At 68.1% G+C, this 17,861-nt stretch carries 13 protein-coding genes; 2 read left to right on the plus strand and 11 right to left on the minus strand.

Features of this window, described 5'->3' with window-relative positions; genetic code table 11:
• Positions 1 to 87: 87 nt before the first annotated feature.
• From ABIC50_RS31920 to glcD, 6 genes are all read right to left on the minus strand, one after another.
• A complete protein-coding gene (locus ABIC50_RS31920) occupies positions 88 to 1,650 on the minus strand; it encodes a sensor domain-containing diguanylate cyclase (protein ID WP_354168734.1) in 1,563 nt (520 codons plus the stop codon).
• Between the two features lie 487 nt (positions 1,651 to 2,137).
• Complete coding sequence (locus tag ABIC50_RS31925) at positions 2,138 to 4,312, minus strand: malate synthase G (protein ID WP_354168736.1); 2,175 nt, start codon at positions 4,310 to 4,312, stop codon at positions 2,138 to 2,140.
• A 36-nt stretch (positions 4,313 to 4,348) separates the two neighbouring features.
• Entirely contained in the window at positions 4,349 to 4,753 is a 405-nt protein-coding gene (locus tag ABIC50_RS31930; RefSeq protein WP_011659881.1) for a GlcG/HbpS family heme-binding protein, read from the minus strand.
• A gap of 22 nt (positions 4,754 to 4,775) precedes the next feature.
• Positions 4,776 to 5,996: a glycolate oxidase subunit GlcF gene (gene glcF, locus ABIC50_RS31935; protein ID WP_354168738.1), complete on the minus strand. Its 1,221-nt coding sequence runs from the start codon at positions 5,994 to 5,996 to the stop codon at positions 4,776 to 4,778.
• Between the two features lie 24 nt (positions 5,997 to 6,020).
• Complete coding sequence (gene glcE, locus ABIC50_RS31940) at positions 6,021 to 7,103, minus strand: glycolate oxidase subunit GlcE (RefSeq protein WP_354168740.1); 1,083 nt, start codon at positions 7,101 to 7,103, stop codon at positions 6,021 to 6,023.
• The gene (glcD, locus tag ABIC50_RS31945; protein ID WP_354168742.1) at positions 7,103 to 8,602 is read right to left on the minus strand and encodes a glycolate oxidase subunit GlcD; all 1,500 of its coding nucleotides are present in this window, start codon (positions 8,600 to 8,602) and stop codon (positions 7,103 to 7,105) included. The genes glcE and glcD overlap by 1 nt, the downstream gene beginning before the upstream one ends.
• 223 nt (positions 8,603 to 8,825) lie before the next feature.
• Between glcD and glcC the strand changes: the two genes are divergently transcribed.
• Both glcC and ABIC50_RS31955 read left to right on the plus strand, forming a co-directional pair.
• The gene (gene glcC / locus ABIC50_RS31950; RefSeq protein ID WP_354168744.1) at positions 8,826 to 9,596 is read left to right on the plus strand and encodes a transcriptional regulator GlcC; all 771 of its coding nucleotides are present in this window, start codon (positions 8,826 to 8,828) and stop codon (positions 9,594 to 9,596) included.
• A gap of 195 nt (positions 9,597 to 9,791) precedes the next feature.
• Positions 9,792 to 11,270 (plus strand): nitronate monooxygenase, encoded by a 1,479-nt coding sequence (locus tag ABIC50_RS31955; RefSeq protein ID WP_354168746.1) that lies wholly within the window; start codon positions 9,792 to 9,794, stop codon positions 11,268 to 11,270.
• Between the two features lie 94 nt (positions 11,271 to 11,364).
• Here the strand turns inward: ABIC50_RS31955 and ABIC50_RS31960 are convergent, their stop codons facing one another.
• From ABIC50_RS31960 to ABIC50_RS31980, 5 genes are all read right to left on the minus strand, one after another.
• Positions 11,365 to 12,486: a Fic family protein gene (locus ABIC50_RS31960; protein WP_199569579.1), complete on the minus strand. Its 1,122-nt coding sequence runs from the start codon at positions 12,484 to 12,486 to the stop codon at positions 11,365 to 11,367.
• Between the two features lie 182 nt (positions 12,487 to 12,668).
• Positions 12,669 to 13,520, minus strand: a complete 852-nt coding sequence (locus tag ABIC50_RS31965; protein ID WP_011659874.1) for a carbohydrate ABC transporter permease — start codon at positions 13,518 to 13,520, stop codon at positions 12,669 to 12,671.
• Between the two features lie 17 nt (positions 13,521 to 13,537).
• Entirely contained in the window at positions 13,538 to 14,482 is a 945-nt protein-coding gene (locus ABIC50_RS31970; RefSeq protein WP_105832541.1) for a carbohydrate ABC transporter permease, read from the minus strand.
• A gap of 60 nt (positions 14,483 to 14,542) precedes the next feature.
• Positions 14,543 to 15,802 (minus strand): ABC transporter substrate-binding protein, encoded by a 1,260-nt coding sequence (locus ABIC50_RS31975; protein ID WP_354168748.1) that lies wholly within the window; start codon positions 15,800 to 15,802, stop codon positions 14,543 to 14,545.
• Between the two features lie 67 nt (positions 15,803 to 15,869).
• Entirely contained in the window at positions 15,870 to 17,861 is a 1,992-nt protein-coding gene (locus ABIC50_RS31980) for a beta-galactosidase (protein ID WP_354168750.1), read from the minus strand.

Raw genomic sequence — 17,861 nt, forward strand, 5'->3', positions numbered from 1 at the left:
GCGCGGCGGCGCGGCGAGCCGACATTGTCGGCGATTTTGCCCGCAGGCGGCGGTGTGGCAGCCGGAGGGGCCGGCCCGACGCAGCGCTCAGGCGCGCCGCGGCATGCGTTCGACGGATGAGGACGTCAGTACGACGACCTGATTGCGCCCGGATTCCTTCGCGCGGTACAGCGCGTCGTCGGCGAGCTTCAGCGCGGCCTGGATGCTGTCGTCGCGTTCCGGATAGCAGGTCGTCACGCCGATGCTCGCGGTCAGGCGGCCGGACACGCCCGTGTCGTGCCGGATGCCGAGATCGAGGATGCCGGTGCGGATCGATTCGGCGATCGTCACGGCGCCGTTCGTGTCGACATTGGGCAGCACGACGACGAACTCCTCGCCGCCGTAACGGGCCGCATAGTCGGCCGGCCGGCGCAGGCAGCCGGCGATGCAGCGGGCGACTGCGGCGAGCGCGTCGTCGCCGGCCTGGTGGCCCTGCGTGTCGTTGTAGCGCTTGAAGTGATCGACGTCGACGAACAGCAGCGACAGCGCGTGCTGCGAACGCGCCGCGCGGCGCCATTCGCGAGCGAGCGTGACGTCGAGCATCCGGCGGTTGTCGAGGCCGGTGAGGCCGTCGGTGCGCGCGAGCGCCTGCAGTTCGGTTTCCGCGCGGTGACGCTTGCGCAACTGCACGTCGAGCAGCAGCGACAGGCCGACGAAGCCGAGCGCGAGCACGGCCATCGCCGAGCCGATCGGGATCGCGCGGTCGTACCACGCGGCGTAGGTGTCGGCTTCCGAGCGCGCGACCATGATGATCAGCGGCAGGTTCTCGAGGTGCCGGAACACGTACAGGCGCCGCACGCCGTCGATCGATGCGGTGTCGGAGAAGCTGCCTTCGCTGGCGGTCATGAAGTGCCGGAACGTGCTGGCCTTGCTGATGTTGCGGCCGACGATCGCCGGTTCGTACGGCTGGCGCGCGAGCATCAGCCCGGACGTATTGATCAGCGCCATCGACCCGCGATCGCCCAGGGAGAGGCGCGAGAACAGGTTCTGGAAATATTCGAGCCGGATCGATATCACGGCGACGCCGCCGAACGACCCGTCGGGCCGCGTGATGCGCCGGCTGAGCGCGATGCTCGGCGAGCCGGCGCGCAGCCGCGAATGGTACGGATCGCTGACGTACAGGCCGACGTCGGGGTGGTCGCGATGCACGGTGAAATACCGTTCGTTGCCGAAATTGGCCTTGCGCGGCACGTCGCTCTTGCCGTCGACCGCAATGTCGCCGTTCGCGTCGAGCACATAGATGCCGCCGAGATACTTGGCCGTGGTCGCGCGATCGAACAGCACCTGGCGGCGCAGCGGCATCGGCAGCGCGCCGACCGCCGGATCGTTCTCGCCTTCGACGACAGCCTGCAGCGACAGCGCAAAGAACTCGATGTTGCGCTCGATGTCCCACGACGCCATCAACGCGATGTTCTGCTGCGTGGTGCGCGCACGGTCGCGCGCGTCGATGCGTGCCTCGTACAGCACGATTCCGCATAGCAGCAGCAGGAGCAGACCGAGCAGCAGCCCCGAATAGAAGATCAGGTGCGGCAGCAGGAGCCGGCGCAGATGAGCGGCGACACGGCCCGTCCGGCCGGATTCGCTGGGCATTGCGTAGTCGGTTTCTGCCATGGTCCGTGGATCGAGGGGGCATCGCCGCCGGGCGGCGGGCCGATGCGAGTGTGTTCGTATTGATTGGCCGACGGCGATCCGTTACGCGGCCCCCGATACGCATTCCGCCCGACCGACAGGAAACGCGGGCGCGATCATCGATCATCGCAGCCGGATAAGCCGCCGGATTTACCGGCGCCCCGGCAAGATAGATCTGCCGCGATTCGACGATCCGACGAATCGCGGCGCGCAATGGTCCGAGTATAGCGCGGGCATTATCGAGCGCGAAAAATGTTGCAAGCCATTGATCCGGATCAAATTATCGCGGCGGCCGACACTTGCCGAGCGTGCGCGCAAGCGTTGCAGTACAAGGCTCTGCGCCTAGGGCCGAGCGATACGGATCGATTATCCGTTTTCAGCGTCCGCGTGAATCCGCATACGAAAACGGGCGGCCGAGATGGCCGCCCGTTTCGTGAAACCGCATGCGGGAAAGCCCGCATGCGAACGCTCAAGCGCCCTGTTGTTGCGCCTTGAACGCGAGCCGGAACCGATGCAGCAGCGGCTCGGTATAACCGCTCGGCTGCGACGTGCCCTGCAGCGCCAGCGCGCACGCGGCCTTGAATGCCGTCGACTGGTCGTAGTTAGGCGCCATCGGGCGGTAGTTCGGGTCGCCCGCGTTCTGCTGGTCGACGACGCGCGCCATCCGCTTGAACACGTCGAGCACGAACGCCTCGGTGATCACGCCGTGGCGCAGCCAGTTCGCGATGTGCTGGCTCGAGATACGCAGCGTCGCGCGGTCTTCCATCAGGCCGACGTCGTGGATGTCGGGCACCTTCGAGCAGCCGACGCCCTGTTCGACCCAGCGCACGACGTAGCCGAGGATGCCCTGCGCGTTGTTCTCGACCTCGCTCAGGATCTCGCTTTCGCTCCAGGCGGCGCGCTCGACGACCGGCACGGTCAACAGCCCTTCGAGCAGCGCGTCGCGTTCGCTCGCGTAGGACGTCTTTTCCAGCTCCTGCTGGACGGCCTGCACGTCGACCTGGTGGTAGTGCAGCGCGTGCAGCGTCGCGGCGGTCGGCGACGGCACCCATGCGGTGTTCGCGCCGGCGCGCGGATGCGCGATCTTCTGCTCGAGCATCGCGTGCATCAGGTCCGGCATCGCCCACATGCCCTTGCCGATCTGCGCGCGCCCGCGCAAGCCGGCCGACAGGCCCGCGAGCACGTTGTTGCGCTCGTATGCGGTGATCCACGCCGACGACTTCATCTCGCCCTTGCGGATCATCGGGCCCGCTTCCATCGCGGTGTGCATCTCGTCGCCGGTGCGGTCGAGGAAGCCGGTGTTGATGAACGCGACGCGCGCGGAGGCGGCCGCGATACACGCGGCGAGGTTCACGCTGGTGCGGCGCTCCTCGTCCATGATGCCCATCTTCAGCGTGTTGCGCGGCAGGCCGTACAGATCCTCGATGCGCGCGAACAGGGTATCGGCGAACGCGACTTCGACGGGGCCGTGCATCTTCGGCTTCACGATATAGATCGAGCCCGTGCGCGAATTGCGCTTGGCCTTCAGGTCGTGCAGCGCGCACAGCGTCGTGACGACGCCGTCGAGAATCCCTTCCGGAATCTCGTTGCCGTCGCGGTCGAGCACCGCGCCGTTGGTCATCAGATGGCCGACGTTGCGCACGAACAGCAGCGAGCGGCCGTGCAGCGACAGCGTGCCGCCGGCCGGCGTGGTGTATTCGCGATCGGCGTTCAGGCGGCGCGTGAAGCTTTTACCGCCCTTCGCGACTTCCTCGACCAGCGTGCCCTGCATCAGTCCGAGCCAGTTGCGATAAAGCTGGACCTTGTCTTCGGCGTCGACCGCCGCGACCGAATCCTCGCAGTCGATGATCGTGCTGACCGCGGCTTCGAGCACGACGTCCTTCACGTTCGCGAGATCGGCGCGACCGATGGGGGTCGACGCGTCGATCTGGATCTCGATGTGCAGGCCGTTGTTTTTCAGCAGGATCGCCGACGGCGCGCCCGCCGCGCCCTGGTAGCCGACGAATTGCGCCGGCTGCGCGAGGTGCACGACGCCCTTGCCGGTCTCGACGGCGAGCTGGCCGTCCTCGACGCGGTAGCGCAGCGCGTCGCGGTGCGAGCCGCTGGCGAGCGGCGCCGCGTTGTCGAGCACGTTGCGCGCGTAGTCGATCACGCGCTGGCCGCGTGTCGGGTTGTAGGCCGACGTGCGTTCGGCGCCGCCGTCCTCGGGCAGCGCATCGGTGCCGTACAGCGCGTCGTACAGGCTGCCCCAGCGTGCGTTCGCGGCGTTCAGCGCATAGCGCGCGTTCGACAGCGGCACGACAAGCTGCGGGCCGGCCTGCGTCGCGATCTCGCTGTCGACGTTCGCGGTGGCTGCCGCGACGTTCGACGGGACCGGCACGAGGTAGCCGATTTGTTCGAGGAACGCGCGAAACGCGGCATGGTCGCGCACCGGGCCGGGATGCGCGCGATGCCACGTGTCGAGTTCGTGCTGGAGGCGGTCGCGTTCCGCGAGCAACTCGCGGTTGCGCGGCGCGAGGTCGTGCACCAGCGCCGAGAAACCGCTCCAGAACGCGGCCTTGTCGATACCGGTGCCCGGCAGTGCTTCGTTTTCAATGAACTGGCTCAGCGCTGGCGCGACTTGCAGTCCTGCTTGGTCGATCATCGTGATTCCTCCCGGGGAATGAAAAACGCGCGCGGATCAGGCCGCGACGCTTTGTGTGCCGGCGCGGGCGATCTGGGCGTCCTGTTCGGACTTTACGCCAGACACACCGATCGCGCCCGCAATGCGGCCGTCCACCATGACCGGCACGCCGCCTTCGAGCAACCCCGTCAGCGGCACACTCAGAAACGCGGTGCGGCCACCGTTGATCATATCCTCATACGCCTTCGTCTCACGCCGGCCGAGCGCCGCCGCGCGCGCCTTGTCGTGCGCGATGTAGCTGCTGGCCGGCGATGCGCCATCGAGACGCGCGAACGCGAGCAGGTGGCCGCCGTCGTCGACGATGGCGATCGACACGGCCCAGCCGTGGTGCTCCGCTTCCGCGCGGGCGGCGGCGAGCATGCGCTCGACGTCGGCGAGTTCGAGTTCGGGTTTCGTTTGCATGGAAGTCCTCCGGAATCAGCGGTCAGTTGACCAATCGGTTGTCGACGAGCTCGATCCAGTGGCGCACGGACGTACGGCCCGCGCCGTTCAGGTGAGTCTGGCAGCCGATGTTGGCCGTGACAATCAGGTCCGGCCGCGCGGCTTCGAGCGCATCGAGCCTGTTGTCGCGCAGTCGAGTCGCGAGTTCGGGCTGCGTCAGCGAATAGGTGCCGGCCGACCCGCAGCACAGGTGGCCGTCGGCGACATTCGTCAGATCGAAGCCGAGCCGCCGCAGGATGCTTTCCACCGCGCCGCCGAGCCGCTGCGCGTGCTGCAGCGTGCACGGGCAGTGCACCGCGATGCGGCGTTGCGTTGCGTCGGCCAGCGCGTCGAGCGGCTCGGCCGCGATCACTTCGGCCAGGTCGCGCGCGAGTGCACTCACGCGCCGCGCCTTGTCCGCATACTCAGGGTCGGAGCGCAGCAGGTCGCCGTATTCCTTCACGAACGCGCCGCAGCCGCTCGCCGTCAGCACGATCGCTTCCGCGCCGGCCTCGATTGCTGGCCACCACGCATCGATGTTGCGGCGTGCGCGTGCGAGCCCGGCCTCCTGCGCGTTCAGGTGATATTCGGTCGCGCCGCAGCAGCCGGCTTCGCGGGCCGGCGTCACGCTGATGCCGAGCCGATCGAGCACGCGCGCCGCGGCCGCGTTGGTGTTCGGCGACAGCGACGGCTGCACGCAGCCTTCGAGCATCAGCACGCATCGTGCATGGCGCACCGGCGGGCGCGGCGCGGCTGCCGGCACGGTGGCCGGGATCTTGTCCTGCAGCGTGCCGGGCAGCAGCGGGCGCAGCGCGCGGCCGGCCTTCAGCAGCGCGGCGAACGTCGCCGGCCGCGGTATGACGTGACGCAGGCCGGCGCGCAGCAGGCGCTCGCGCGCCGGACGCCGCGCGCGCTTCTCGGCTTCCGCGCGGCCGATGTCGAGCAGCGTGTGATAGCGCACGCCGGACGGGCAGGTGGTTTCGCAGTTGCGGCAGGTCAGGCAACGGTCGAGATGCTGCTGCGTGCGCTCGCCGCACGGCTCGCCTTCGAGCATTTGCTTGATCAGGTAGATGCGTCCGCGCGGCCCGTCGAGCTCGTTGCCGAGCACTTGATAGGTCGGGCAGGTCGCGTTGCAGAAGCCGCAATGCACGCAGGCGCGCAGGATCGCTTCCGCTTCGTCGGCCCGGTCGAGGGCCTTGCTTGCTTCGCTGAGATTGGTTTGCATCGGCGGTTCGCAGTCGGGTGGGCGTCAGAGGTCCGCGTACAGGCGGCCGGGATTGAAGATCGCGTGCGGATCGAGTTGCGCCTTCAGCTGCCGGTGCACGCGCAGCAGCGCGGCCGGCAGCGGCTGGAACGGCTCGTGCGTCGCGCCGGGCGTGAAGCAGCTCGCATGGCCGCCCCACTGCGCGGCGAATCGCTGCACGTCGGCCGGCGCGGCGTCGCTCTTGAGCCAGCGCTGCGCGCCGCCCCAGTCGACCAGCAGCGCGCCGGGCAGCGCATCGAGCGGCGCGGCGGCCGGCACCGACACGCGCCACAGCGGGCGCGGATCGTCGAAGAACGGCAGCGACAGGTCGCGCAGCCGGGCCCAGAAGCCGTCGGCGCGATCGTCCATGTTCTCGCCGCCGATCGTGTCGCGCGCGGCCTTCACCGAGCCCTCGCCGCCTTCGAGCCGCACGCGCAGCACGCCGTTCGCATGGCAGGCGCCCGCGAGCGGCAGCCCCGCGCGACGCCATCCGGCCACGCGCCGCACGGCTTCGGCTGCCGTGACCGGCAATGCGAGATCGCGGCTCGCGCGCGGCTTCGGCAGCACCTTCAGCGACACTTCCGTCACGACGCCGAGGCAGCCGAAGCTGCCCGCGAGCAGCCGCGATACGTCGTAGCCCGCGACGTTCTTCATCACCTCGCCGCCGAAGCGCAAGTGCTTCGCGTGGCCGGTGATCACGCGGCAGCCGAGCACGAAATCGCGCACCGCACCGGCCCACGGGCGGCGCGGCCCCGACAGCGCGGCCGAGAACATCCCGCCGACCGTGGCCGCGCCGCCGAACGTGGGCGGCTCGCACGGCAGCATCTGGCCGGCCGCGTCGAGCATCGCGTCGAGTTCGCCGAGCGGCGTGCCCGCGCGCGCGGTGATCACGAGTTCGGTCGGGTCGTACGCGACGATGCCGCGGTGCGTGCGCACGTCGAGCGTGCGGCCTTCGACGGCGCGGCCGAGAAAGGATTTCGTGCCCGCGCCGCGGATGAGCAGCGGCTGGCGATCGTGGATCGCGGCGTCGACCTGCGCGACGAGCGCCGCGCTGTCGTCGATCGATTCGGGTTCGCGTTCGCGTCGCATCAGAAGCGCTCCAGTTCGGGAAACGGCAGCTTGCCGTGATGGACGTGCATCGCGCCGAATTCGGCGCAACGGTGCAGCGTCGGGATGTTCTTGCCGGGATTGAGCAGACCGCGCGGATCGAACGCGGCCTTCACCGCGTGGAAGAACGTGATTTCGTCGGCGTTGAACTGCACGCACATCTGGTTGATCTTCTCGCGCCCGACGCCGTGTTCGCCGGTGATGCTGCCGCCCACCGCGACGCACAGCTCGATGATCTTGCCGCCGAGCGCTTCCGCGCGGTCGAGTTCGCCGGGACGATTCGCGTCGAACAGGATCAGTGGATGCATGTTGCCGTCGCCCGCATGGAACACGTTCGCGACCGGCAGCGCGTATTGCGCGGACAACGCCGCGATCCCTTCGAGCACGCGCGGCAGCTCGCGGCGCGGGATCGTGCCGTCCATGCAGTAGTAGTCGGGCGACATGCGGCCGACCGCCGGAAACGCGTTCTTGCGGCCGGCCCAGAAGCGCTGCCGCTCGGCCTCGTCGCGTGCGACGCGGATCTCCGACGCGCCGGCATCGCGCAGCAGCGCGGCGACGCGTTCGGCGTCCTCTTCGACATCGGTCGCCGCGCCGTCGAGTTCGCACAGCAGGATCGCCTGCGCGTCTACCGGATAGCCCGCGTGGATGAAGTCCTCGGCCGCGCGGATCGCGAGGTTGTCCATCATCTCGAGCCCGCCGGGGATCACGCCCGCGCCGATGATCCGCGCGACCGCCGCGCCGGCTTCGGCGACGTCGTCGAAGCTCGCCATCAGCACCTTCACGCTCGGCGGTTTCGGCAGCAGCTTCACCGTCACTTCGGTGACGATGCCGAGCATGCCTTCCGAGCCGGTGAACAGCGCGAGCAGGTCGAAGCCGGGTGCGTCGAGCGCGTCGGCGCCGAGTGTCAGCAAGTCGCCGTCGATCGTCAGGATCTCGACCTTCAGGATGTTGTGCACCGTCAGCCCGTATTTCAGGCAGTGCACGCCGCCCGCGTTTTCGGCGACATTGCCGCCGATCGAGCAGGCGATCTGCGACGACGGGTCCGGCGCGTAGTAGAGATCGTACGGCGCGGCAGCCTGCGAAATCGCGAGGTTGCGCACGCCGGGCTGCACGCGCGCGATGCCGGCATCGGCGTCGATCTCGAGAATCCGGTTGAATTTCGCCATCACGAGCAGGATGCCTTTTTCGAGCGGCATCGCGCCGCCCGACAGGCCGGTGCCCGCGCCGCGCGCGACGACCGGCACGCCGTGCGCGGCCGCGACGCGCAGCACCGCGCGCACCTGCTCGACCGTGTCGGGCAGCACGACCGCGAGCGGCACCGTGCGGTACGCGGCGAGGCCGTCGCATTCGAACGGCTTCAGCGCCTCGCGCTCATGCAGCACGTCGAGGCCGGGCGCCGCCGCAGCGAGCGCGGCGACGAGCGTGTCGCGGTCGACAGTCGCCAGCGGGCCGTCGATCCGTTCGTCGTAGATGAAACTCATCGTGTGTCTCCGTCTCCACCATGCAGGCGGCCGCGGGATGCGCGGCGCGCCGGATGAACGGCATTCTTCGCGGGCGGCCGGTGCGTGTCCAGACGTCGCTAACGTGGTCGTACCAGTTTTTGAAAGCGGGCCTGGCGGGTCGGGTTTGTGATGACGGGAAACTCAATTGGCGCAAGGGTTTGTGAGAAAATCGGCGATATCCCCCCGAAGTGGTCATACCAGTATGGAAAGGCAAGATCGACAAGCGCCGACGCGCAATGTCGCCGATGTCGTCGCCGAGCGGATCGAGCAACTAATCGTCGACGGCGTGCTGAAGGCCGGACAGGCGCTGCCGTCGGAGCGGCGGCTCACCGAGAAGCTCGGCGTGTCGCGTACGGCCGTGCGCGAAGGCATGAAGCTGCTGCGTGCGCGCGGAATCATCGACACGACGCACGGGAAGGGGTCGTTCGTCGCGAGCCTGACCCCGCAGCGCGAAGTCTCGCCGATGATGCATCTGCTCGGCTCGCAGCCGCGCACGCTGTACGACCTGTTCGAGGTGCGCGGGATGCTCGAGACCGAAGCCGCGCGGCTCGCCGCGCTGCGCGGTACGCCGGCCGACTTCATCCTGATCAAGCGCCGCTATGAGGAGATGACGGCGGCCGATGCGCAGGATCTCGATCCGGCCGCGCGGGCGAAGCTCGACCATGCGTTCCATCTCGCGATCTGCGAGGCGTCGCACAATCCGGTGCTTGTGAATACGTTGCAGTCGTTGACGGATCTGCTGCTGAGTTCGGTGTTTGCGTCGGTGAACAACCTCTATCACCGCGAGCCGCTGAAGAAGCAGATCGATCGGCAGCATGCACGGCTTTATAACGCGGTGACGGGGCGGTTGCCTGATCAGGCGCGCAAGGCCGCGAGCGAGCATATCCGGCAGTGCGTCGACTATCTGCGCGAGATCGAGGAGGAGGAGCAGCGGCTCGTGCGGTCGACGTTGCGGCTCGAGGGGTGGACTTGAACCGGATGAGCGGAGCGGGCATTGCCGCCATGACGTGTATCAAGCAAATCGGGCTGGCGGTGCGGTCCCGCGATTGAATATGTCACAATGTGATCCATTCGATGCGTGGCCCGACACGACTCGTTTCGCCTTAGCGCGACACGCGCGCTGGCGGTTGACCGTGACGTGCCGCCGATCCTTGAAGGAGGACGCTGCATGTCGATTCCAATGCGTGACGACGGGCCCGCGGCTCGCGCCGTCCAGATCCTGCATCGCCCCGTCTGCGACCTGCTCGGCTGTGCATGGCCGATCGTGCTCGCCGGCATGGGCGGCGTCGCGCGGGCGGAGCTCGCGAGCGCCGTAAGCGCGGCCGGCGGGTTCGGCTTTCTCGGGATGGTGCGCGAGCCGGTGGCACTGATCCGGCGCGAGGTCGAACAGGTGCGCGCGGCCACCGAGCGGTCGTTCGGCGTCAACCTGATTCCCGCGTCGACGCCGCCCGAATTGCTCGATGCCCAGCTCGACGCGTGTATCGCGTTGCGTGTGCCTGTCGTCGCGCTGTTCTGGGACGTGATGCCGGGCGTCGTGCGGCGTCTGCGCGACGCGGGCGTGCGTGTGGTTCATCAGGTCGGGTCGCTCGACGATGCGCGTGCGGCCGAGGCCGCGGGTGCACAGGCGCTGATCGTTCAGGGGCACGAGGCCGGCGGCCATGTGCGTGGCGATCGGCCGCTGGCCGAGTTGCTGCCCGACGTGGTGCGCGCGACGCGCTTGCCGGTGCTCGCGGCAGGCGGGATCGTCGACGGCGCGGACGTGGCCGCCGCGATGGCGCTCGGCGCGCAGGGCGCGGTGATGGGCACGGCCTTCATCGCGACGCACGAGTCGTTCGCGCATGCGTACCACCAGCAGCGGATCGTCGATGCGCGCGACGGCGATACGCTGTTGACCGATATCTTTCACATCAACTGGCCGCGCGGTGCGCGGGTTCGGGTGCTGCCGTCGAGCGTGACGCGCGGCGAGCGGGGCGATCCGTTCGGCGACGAGCGTGTGGTGATCGGTGACGAGGAAGGGCGGCCGATCTACCTGTTCAGCACCGATTCGCCGCTGCGCACGATGACGGGCGATTTCGAGGCGATGGCGCTGTATGCGGGCACGGGTGCCGGAAGGATCGGCGCGATCGAATCGGCCGGCGACGTGCTGCGCCGGATCGTGCTCGATGCGGCGGCGATCGTCGAGAAAAAGGCGGCTTCATCGGCCGGCGACACGGATGAAAACCGTGCGGCCTTGCTCGCGGCGCTCGATGAATTGCTGGAGGCGGAGCGCGCGGGAGCCCGCGTCGCGTCGGAGACGGCGGCCGAGGTCCATGACGATCCCGAACTGCATCGGCTGATCGCGCATATTCGCCAGGATGAAGCGCACTGGTGCAGCGTGCTGGTCGATGCGATCCGCACGCTCGGCGCGACGCCGACGCGCGCGACCGGGTCGTTCCATGAAAAGGCGATGGCGATCGACGATCTGGCCGAGCGAATGGCGTTTTTGAACCGCGGCCAGCGGTGGGTCGTGCGCAAGCTGCAGGCACTGCTGCCGACGCTCGCGGATCCGGATATTCATCACGCGCTGTCGTTGATGCTGGTCGCGCATGAGAAGAACATCGGGGCGGTGGATGTGCGGTTGAGGGAGGGTGGGGCGGCCGACGCGTAGTCGAGCCTGCGAGAGATCCAGCGTCCGACCCGGCGGGAGAACCGAAAGGCGGGAACCCACGACGGCAGTCCGGCTACGCTGGCCGGCGATGGCGTCAGCCGTCGAACGGCGCCAGCTCGTAACTCGTGCTCCGGCCGCCGGACAACGAACGACGCAGCACACCGTGCGACACGAGTTCGCCGATATCGCGCAGCGCCGTATCTTGCGAGCACTTTGCGAGGGCTGCCCATTTGGTGGTCGTCAGCTTTCCTTCGAAGCCGTCGAGCAAGCGGTTCATGACCTTGGCCTGGCGTTCGTTCATCGCGAGGCCCGCATATCGTTGCCAGAAGCGCGCCTTGACCAGGACCGCATCGAGCGTCGTGTGCGCGTGATCGACGGCCCGCCCCAGGGTGTTCAGAAACCACGCGAGCCATTCGGTGACGTCGAGCGAACCGCGCTGCGTACGCTCCAGCACGTCGTAGTACGCGTTGCGTTCGCGCTGGATTTGCGCCGACAGGCTATAGAAACGTTGTGGGCTCCCGTCGGCGCGCGCCAGCACCAGATCCCCGAGCGCGCGCGCGATACGGCCGTTGCCGTCGTCGAACGGGTGGAGCGTGACGAACCACAGGTGCGCCAGGCCGGCCCGGATCAGCAAAGGCTCGGCCGGCGACGCATTGAGCCATGCGAGAAAGCGGTGGATCTCGCCGGTCAGGCGCGAGGCGGGCGGTGCTTCGAAATGCACGCGCTGCCGGCCGATCGGCCCGGACACCACCTGCATCGGCCCGCTCGCGTCCGTACGCCATGCGCCGACCGTGATTCGCGACATTCCCGAATAGCCGGTCGGGAAAAGGGCGGCATGCCACCCGCACAAGCGGCTTTCGGTGACCGGCGCCGCCGAATGGGTCGTCGCATCCAGCACCATGTCGACCACGCCCTCGACGTGGCGATCGACGGGCGCCAGCGCACCGATATCGACACCCAGCCGGCGCGCAATCGACGATCGAACCGATGCGACGTTCAGGCTTTCGCCCTCGATGGCACTGGTCTTGACGACGTCCTCCGTCAGCGCGGCCAAGCTGGCCTCGGCGCGCAGCGACAGGCCGATATCCGTCAGTCGCCCGACCAGCATGCCTTGCGCACGGCTGACGTCGGCGAGTGGCGCGGCGAGTGTCGGGAGGTCGAAGCGCCATGCAGGCCAGTCGGCCGACTCCCAGATGAAGGTGTAATCTCCGCTCATGATGCGGAGATTATCCCACCGATTCACCGCGCGAATCAATATTCACCGCAAATTCTGCGGAGAATAGCCGCTCTATTCACCGCACCGTCAAACCCGTCGGAACCAAAAAAAGCCCGCCGAAGCGGGCAACCTCTCGATGAAGAGGAGGAGATGCGAATTCGCGATCAGCGATCAGTGCCGGCTCACCCTTTCGTCGCCCCGAACGTCAGCCCAGCCACAAAATGCTTCTGCATCGCGAAGAACATCGCGACCGACGGCAACGCGGCGAGAATCGACCCGGCCGACACGAGGTTCCACGACGTCGTCCATTGCCCCTTCAACGCCGCGACGCCCGCGGTGATCGGCGCGGCCTCGTCGCCTTGCGTGAGACACAGCGCCCAGAAGTAGTCGTTCCACACGAACGTGAACACGAGAATCGCGAGCGCGGCCAACGCAGGCCGAATCAGCGGCAATACGATCCGCCAGAACACCGTCCATTCACCCGCCCCTTCAATCCGCGCCGCCTCGATCAATTCGAACGGCAACTGCTTGATGAAGTTACGCAGGAACAGCGTGCAGAACCCCGTCTGAAACGCGACATGAAACAGTATCAGCGCCTCGACGGTATTGAACACACCGAGCCGCAGCGACAAGTCCCGCACCGGAATCATCAACACCTGCACCGGCACGAAATTCCCCGCGACGAACGTCCCGAACAGCGCGGTGCTCCCGCGAAACTTGTAGGTCGCGAGCGCGAAGCCCGCCATCGCCGCGAGCGCGATCGACCCGATCACCGACGGCACCGTGATCTGCACGCTGTTCCAGAAGTAATGCAGCATCGGCGACGTGGTCAGCGCGTCGCGATAGTTGCTGATCATCGAGAAGTGCCGCGGCCAGCCCCAGTAGTGACCTTCGACCAGCTCCTCGGTCGAGCGCACCGACGTGACGAACACCGCGATCATCGGCAGCAGCCAGATCACGAGCGCGACGGGCAGCGACAGCTTGTACAGCCGGCGCGAGACAGGCTTCCATTGAGCAACGGGAGTCGGAAACATGATGGCCACCAGTCAGGTTATTGCTCGTTGCGCAGCATGCGGCGCAACTGGAACACGATGTAGACGAGCATGATCGCGAACAGCACGACCGCGATCGACGCGGAATAGCCGAGCCGGTAGTACTTGATCGCCTGGTCGTACATGTAATACGCGAGCACGGTCGAGCTCTCGAACGGGCCGCCGCCCGTCATCACCGAAATCAGGTCGAAGCTGCGCAGCGCGCCGATCACCGTGACGACGATCGCCATGAACGTGGTCGGGCGCAACTGCGGCAGCACGACGTGCCACAGCAGCGCGAAGCCGCGCGCGCCTTCCATCCGCGCCGCTTCGATCTGCTCCGGGTTGACCGACGTGAGGCCGGTCAGGTACAGGATCATGCAGTACGCGGTTTGCGGCCACAGCGCGGCGAACACGATGCCGAAGGTCGCATAGCGCGCATCGCCGAGCACCGGGATCCCGTGTCCGGCGATCAGCGCGAGCAGCCCGAAGGTCGGATCGTAGAACCACGAGAAGATCAGGCCGACGACCACGCCGGACAGCACGAACGGCGCGAAGAACAGCGACTTCACGAGCCGGATGCCGGCCACTGCCTGGTTCAGGTACAGCGCGAGCGCGAGGCCGAGCGGCGGCGCGAGCATGAACAGCGCAAGCCAGATCACGTTGTTGCGCAGCGCGGTGTAGAAGGTCGGCGCGTGCAGCAGCTCGACGTAGTTCGCGAGACCGACGAACGTGCGCTCGGTCATCCCGTCCCAGTTGCAGAGGCTCAGCCACAGCGTCGACAGGATCGGCCAGATCACATAGACGGCAACCATCGCGCACGCGGGCGCGAGAAAGAGCCACGCGGCGCGCTGTTGCCGCCGCACGGCGGGCGACGGGCGGCGCGCGGGCAGCGCGGTGGCGGCGGATGCACCACGCGGCGGCGTGGCGCCGGCGGGCGGGGTGGACGTGATCGGACGGGACACGGCAAGCCTCCTGGGCGGACACGGCGGCACGCACACGCGGCCGCCGCCTGGGTCACGCGGTTACTTCTTGTAGATCCGCTTGCGGGTCTGTTCGAGCTGCGCGAGCACGGTATCGAGCTGCGCGGGATTCGCGAGGAACTGCTGCATCCCCTTCATCCCTTCGTCGGCCATCTCCTTGGTCATGTCGCGGTCGTAGAACTGCGCGACGCCGCCCTTGGTGTCGGCGAGGATCCGGAAGCCGATCCGCGAAATCGGATCGGCCGGCTCCGGCGACTTGCTGTTGGCCGACAGCGAGCCGAGCCCTTCCGCGAGCTTCGCACCCATCTCGGGCGTTTCGACGAACGCGAGGAACGTATGCGCGTCGGCCTTGTTCTTCGCCTTGGTCGGGATGTGCAGCGATTCGACCGGGCCGTCCTCGGCGGTCGGCACCTTCGGGTCGATGATCGGGAAGCGGTAATAGCCCATTTCCTGCTTCACGTTCGGCGGAAAGCCGGCCGCGATGAAGGTACCCATCAGCATCATCGCGGCCTTGCCCTGGAACAGGAACGGCTGCGCGCCGTCGAGATCGTAGGACAGCGCGTTGTCGATGAAGTAGCCCGAGTCGATCAGCGATTTCCACGTCGTGTAGACCTTCTTCACGCGCGGGTCGGTGTACGGCACGTCGCCGGCCATCAGCTGCTGGTGGAACGCGTTGCCGTTCAGGCGCAGGTCGAGATAGTCGAACCAGCCGGCGAGCGTCCACGCGTCGCGGCCGCCGACCGCGATCGGCGTGATGCCGGCCGCCTTCAGCTTCTTGCACGCATCGAGAAACTGGTCCCAGGCCTTCGGCTCGTCGGCGATGCCGACCTTGCGGAACAGGTCCTTGCGGTAGAACAGCCCCCACGAGTAATAGACGGTCGGCGCCGCGTACTGCTTGCCGTTGTACGACGATGCGCTGCGCGTCGACGCGTACATCGCGTCCCAGCCGTTCTTCGTCCAGTCGCCGCTCAGGTCCTCGAACAGCCCGCGCTTCGCGTAGTACGCCATGCGCTCGCCCGCGTGCCAGTTGACCACGTCGGGCGCGACGGTGGTGAGCCACGCGGGGAGCTGCACCTTGTACGCTTCCTCGTCGACGAAGGTGGGCTTCACGTCGATGTCGGGATGGGCCTTGTGGAACGCCTCGATCGTCGACTGCCAGACCGCGCGCTGGCTGGCGCCCTTGAACGCGATGTTGATCGTCAGCGTGCCCGCGTCGGCCGGCGCCGCGGCGCCGAGCGAAGCGAACGCGATGGCGGCGGCGGTCGCAAGCCGGGCGGCGACGCGAAGGGGGCGATGTGTCATGTGTGTCTCCAGTCCTGTGTGTCTGTCGTTGTGCGTGACCGGCGCGTCGCGGCGCCGGGGGCGGTTGCTACGAACGGCTGCGATACACGGCGACGCCTTGCGGCTCGACCTGCGCGGCGCCGACCACAAACGCGGACGGCGGCACGCCATCGACCGTGTGCGGCGCGCTGCCATAGTTGAATACGTAGGTCAGGCCGCCGCGTCGGCTCACGCGCACGCCGTCGCCGAGCGGTGACGGTGTCAGGCCCGCTTCGGCCGCGACGTCGGCGAACAGGCGCGCGGTGGTCGCGTCGTCGAACAGCGCGGCCCAGTAGTGCAGTGCGCCGTGCGACACGCAGGCCGGATGACCATCGGCGAAGCGCGCACGCACGACGCTGGGTGCATCGTCGCGCAGCTCGACGAGGTCGCGCCAGCGGCGTGCGTCGCCGGTGAACGCCGAGCCGTCGCGCAACGTGCCGTCGACCGGCTCGGTCACGTTCGGCCGCAGCGATTCGACGCGCCACACGCGCAGCGGCAGGATCGACGCGAGCGGGCCGGGCGGCAGCGTCGGCGGAATCTGCAGGTCGGCGGTTTTCGAACCGGTGCGCGGGCCGAACACCGCATGCGCGCCCGATGCGGCGAGCCGGGCCGCGAAGTCGTCCGGCACGATCGGCAGCGGCGGCACGACGACGAGCCGGTAGCCGTCGAGCGGCGCATGCGCGGAGATCACGTCGACGTCGAGGCCGAGCGAACGCAGCGCCGAGTAGTACTCGAACGCGCAGCGCGGGTAGTGGAAATCGGCGCCTTGCGGCTGCACTTCGAACAGCCACTTCGCTTCATAGTCGAACACCAGCGCGACGGGGGCGCGCACCGCGCCGTTCGCGTCGGCATCGGCGCCGGCGTCGAGCACGGCGGCGATTTCATGCGCGACGCGCTGCGCTTCGCGGCCGCCTTCGTCGAGCTGGTTGTCCGGCGTGTGCAGGCCCGCATGCATCTGCTCCTGCGCGAACGGCGCCTGCCGCCAGCGGAAGTACGACACGCAGCCGGCGCCGTGCGCGAACGCTTCCCAGCTCCACAGGCGCACCATGCCCGGCAGCGGCGCGGGGTTCCACTGCGCCCAGTTCACGGGCCCCGGCTGCTGCTCCATCACCCAGAACGGCAGCTTCGACATCCCGCGATAGAGATCGTGATTGAACGACGCGAAATCCGGATGGCCGGTGCGCAGCCAGCGTGCCTTCAGCTCGGGCGCGAACCATTGCTCCTCGAGCGCGCCGAGCGGATAGCTGTCCCACGTCGCGATGTCGAGGTCGCGCGCCACTTCGTAATGATCGAACTCGGTGAACAGCTGCATGAAGTTGTGCGCGACGGGCCGGCCCGGCGAATGCGCGCGGATCACGTCGACCTGCATCCGGTGATAGCGCGCGACCTCATCCGACGCGAAGCGCCGGTAGTCGAGGCGATGCGACGGATGCGCTTCGGTCACGGTGCCGATGGGCGCGTCGACTTCGTCGAAATGCCGGTACTCCATGCTCCAGAACACGGTGCCCCACGCGCGGTTCAGCGCGTCGATCGTGCCGTAGCGCGCCTTCAGCCATTCACGAAAGCGCACGAGCGCGGCGGGCGAATAGCTGACCACCGTCTGGTGGCAACCGAGCTCGTTGTCCGTCTGCCAGTAGCGGACGGCCGGGTGGCGGCCGTAGCGTTCGGCGACCGCCGTGCAGATCTGGCGCGACGCTTCGAGATAGGTCGGCGACGAGAAGTCGTAGTGGCGGCGCGAACCGAACCCGCGCGGCCGGCCGTCCGCGCCAATCGCGAGGATGTCGGGGTGACGGTCGACGAGCCATTTCGGCGGCGTCGCGGTCGGCGTGCACATCACGATCTCGAGGCCGGCCGCACCGAGCACGTCGACCGCGCGGTCGAGCCAGCCCCAGTCGTATTCGCCCGGCGACGGCTCGATGCGGCTCCACGCGAATTCGGCGATCCGCACCTGCGCGATGCCGAGCGCCGTCATCCGGCGGGCGTCGTCGGCCCACATCGATTCCGGCCAGTGTTCCGGGTAGTAACAGACTCCGAGGCGCAT

The sequence above is a fragment of the Burkholderia sp. 567 genome, assembly GCF_040545115.1.
GTDB lineage: Bacteria > Pseudomonadota > Gammaproteobacteria > Burkholderiales > Burkholderiaceae > Burkholderia > Burkholderia ambifaria.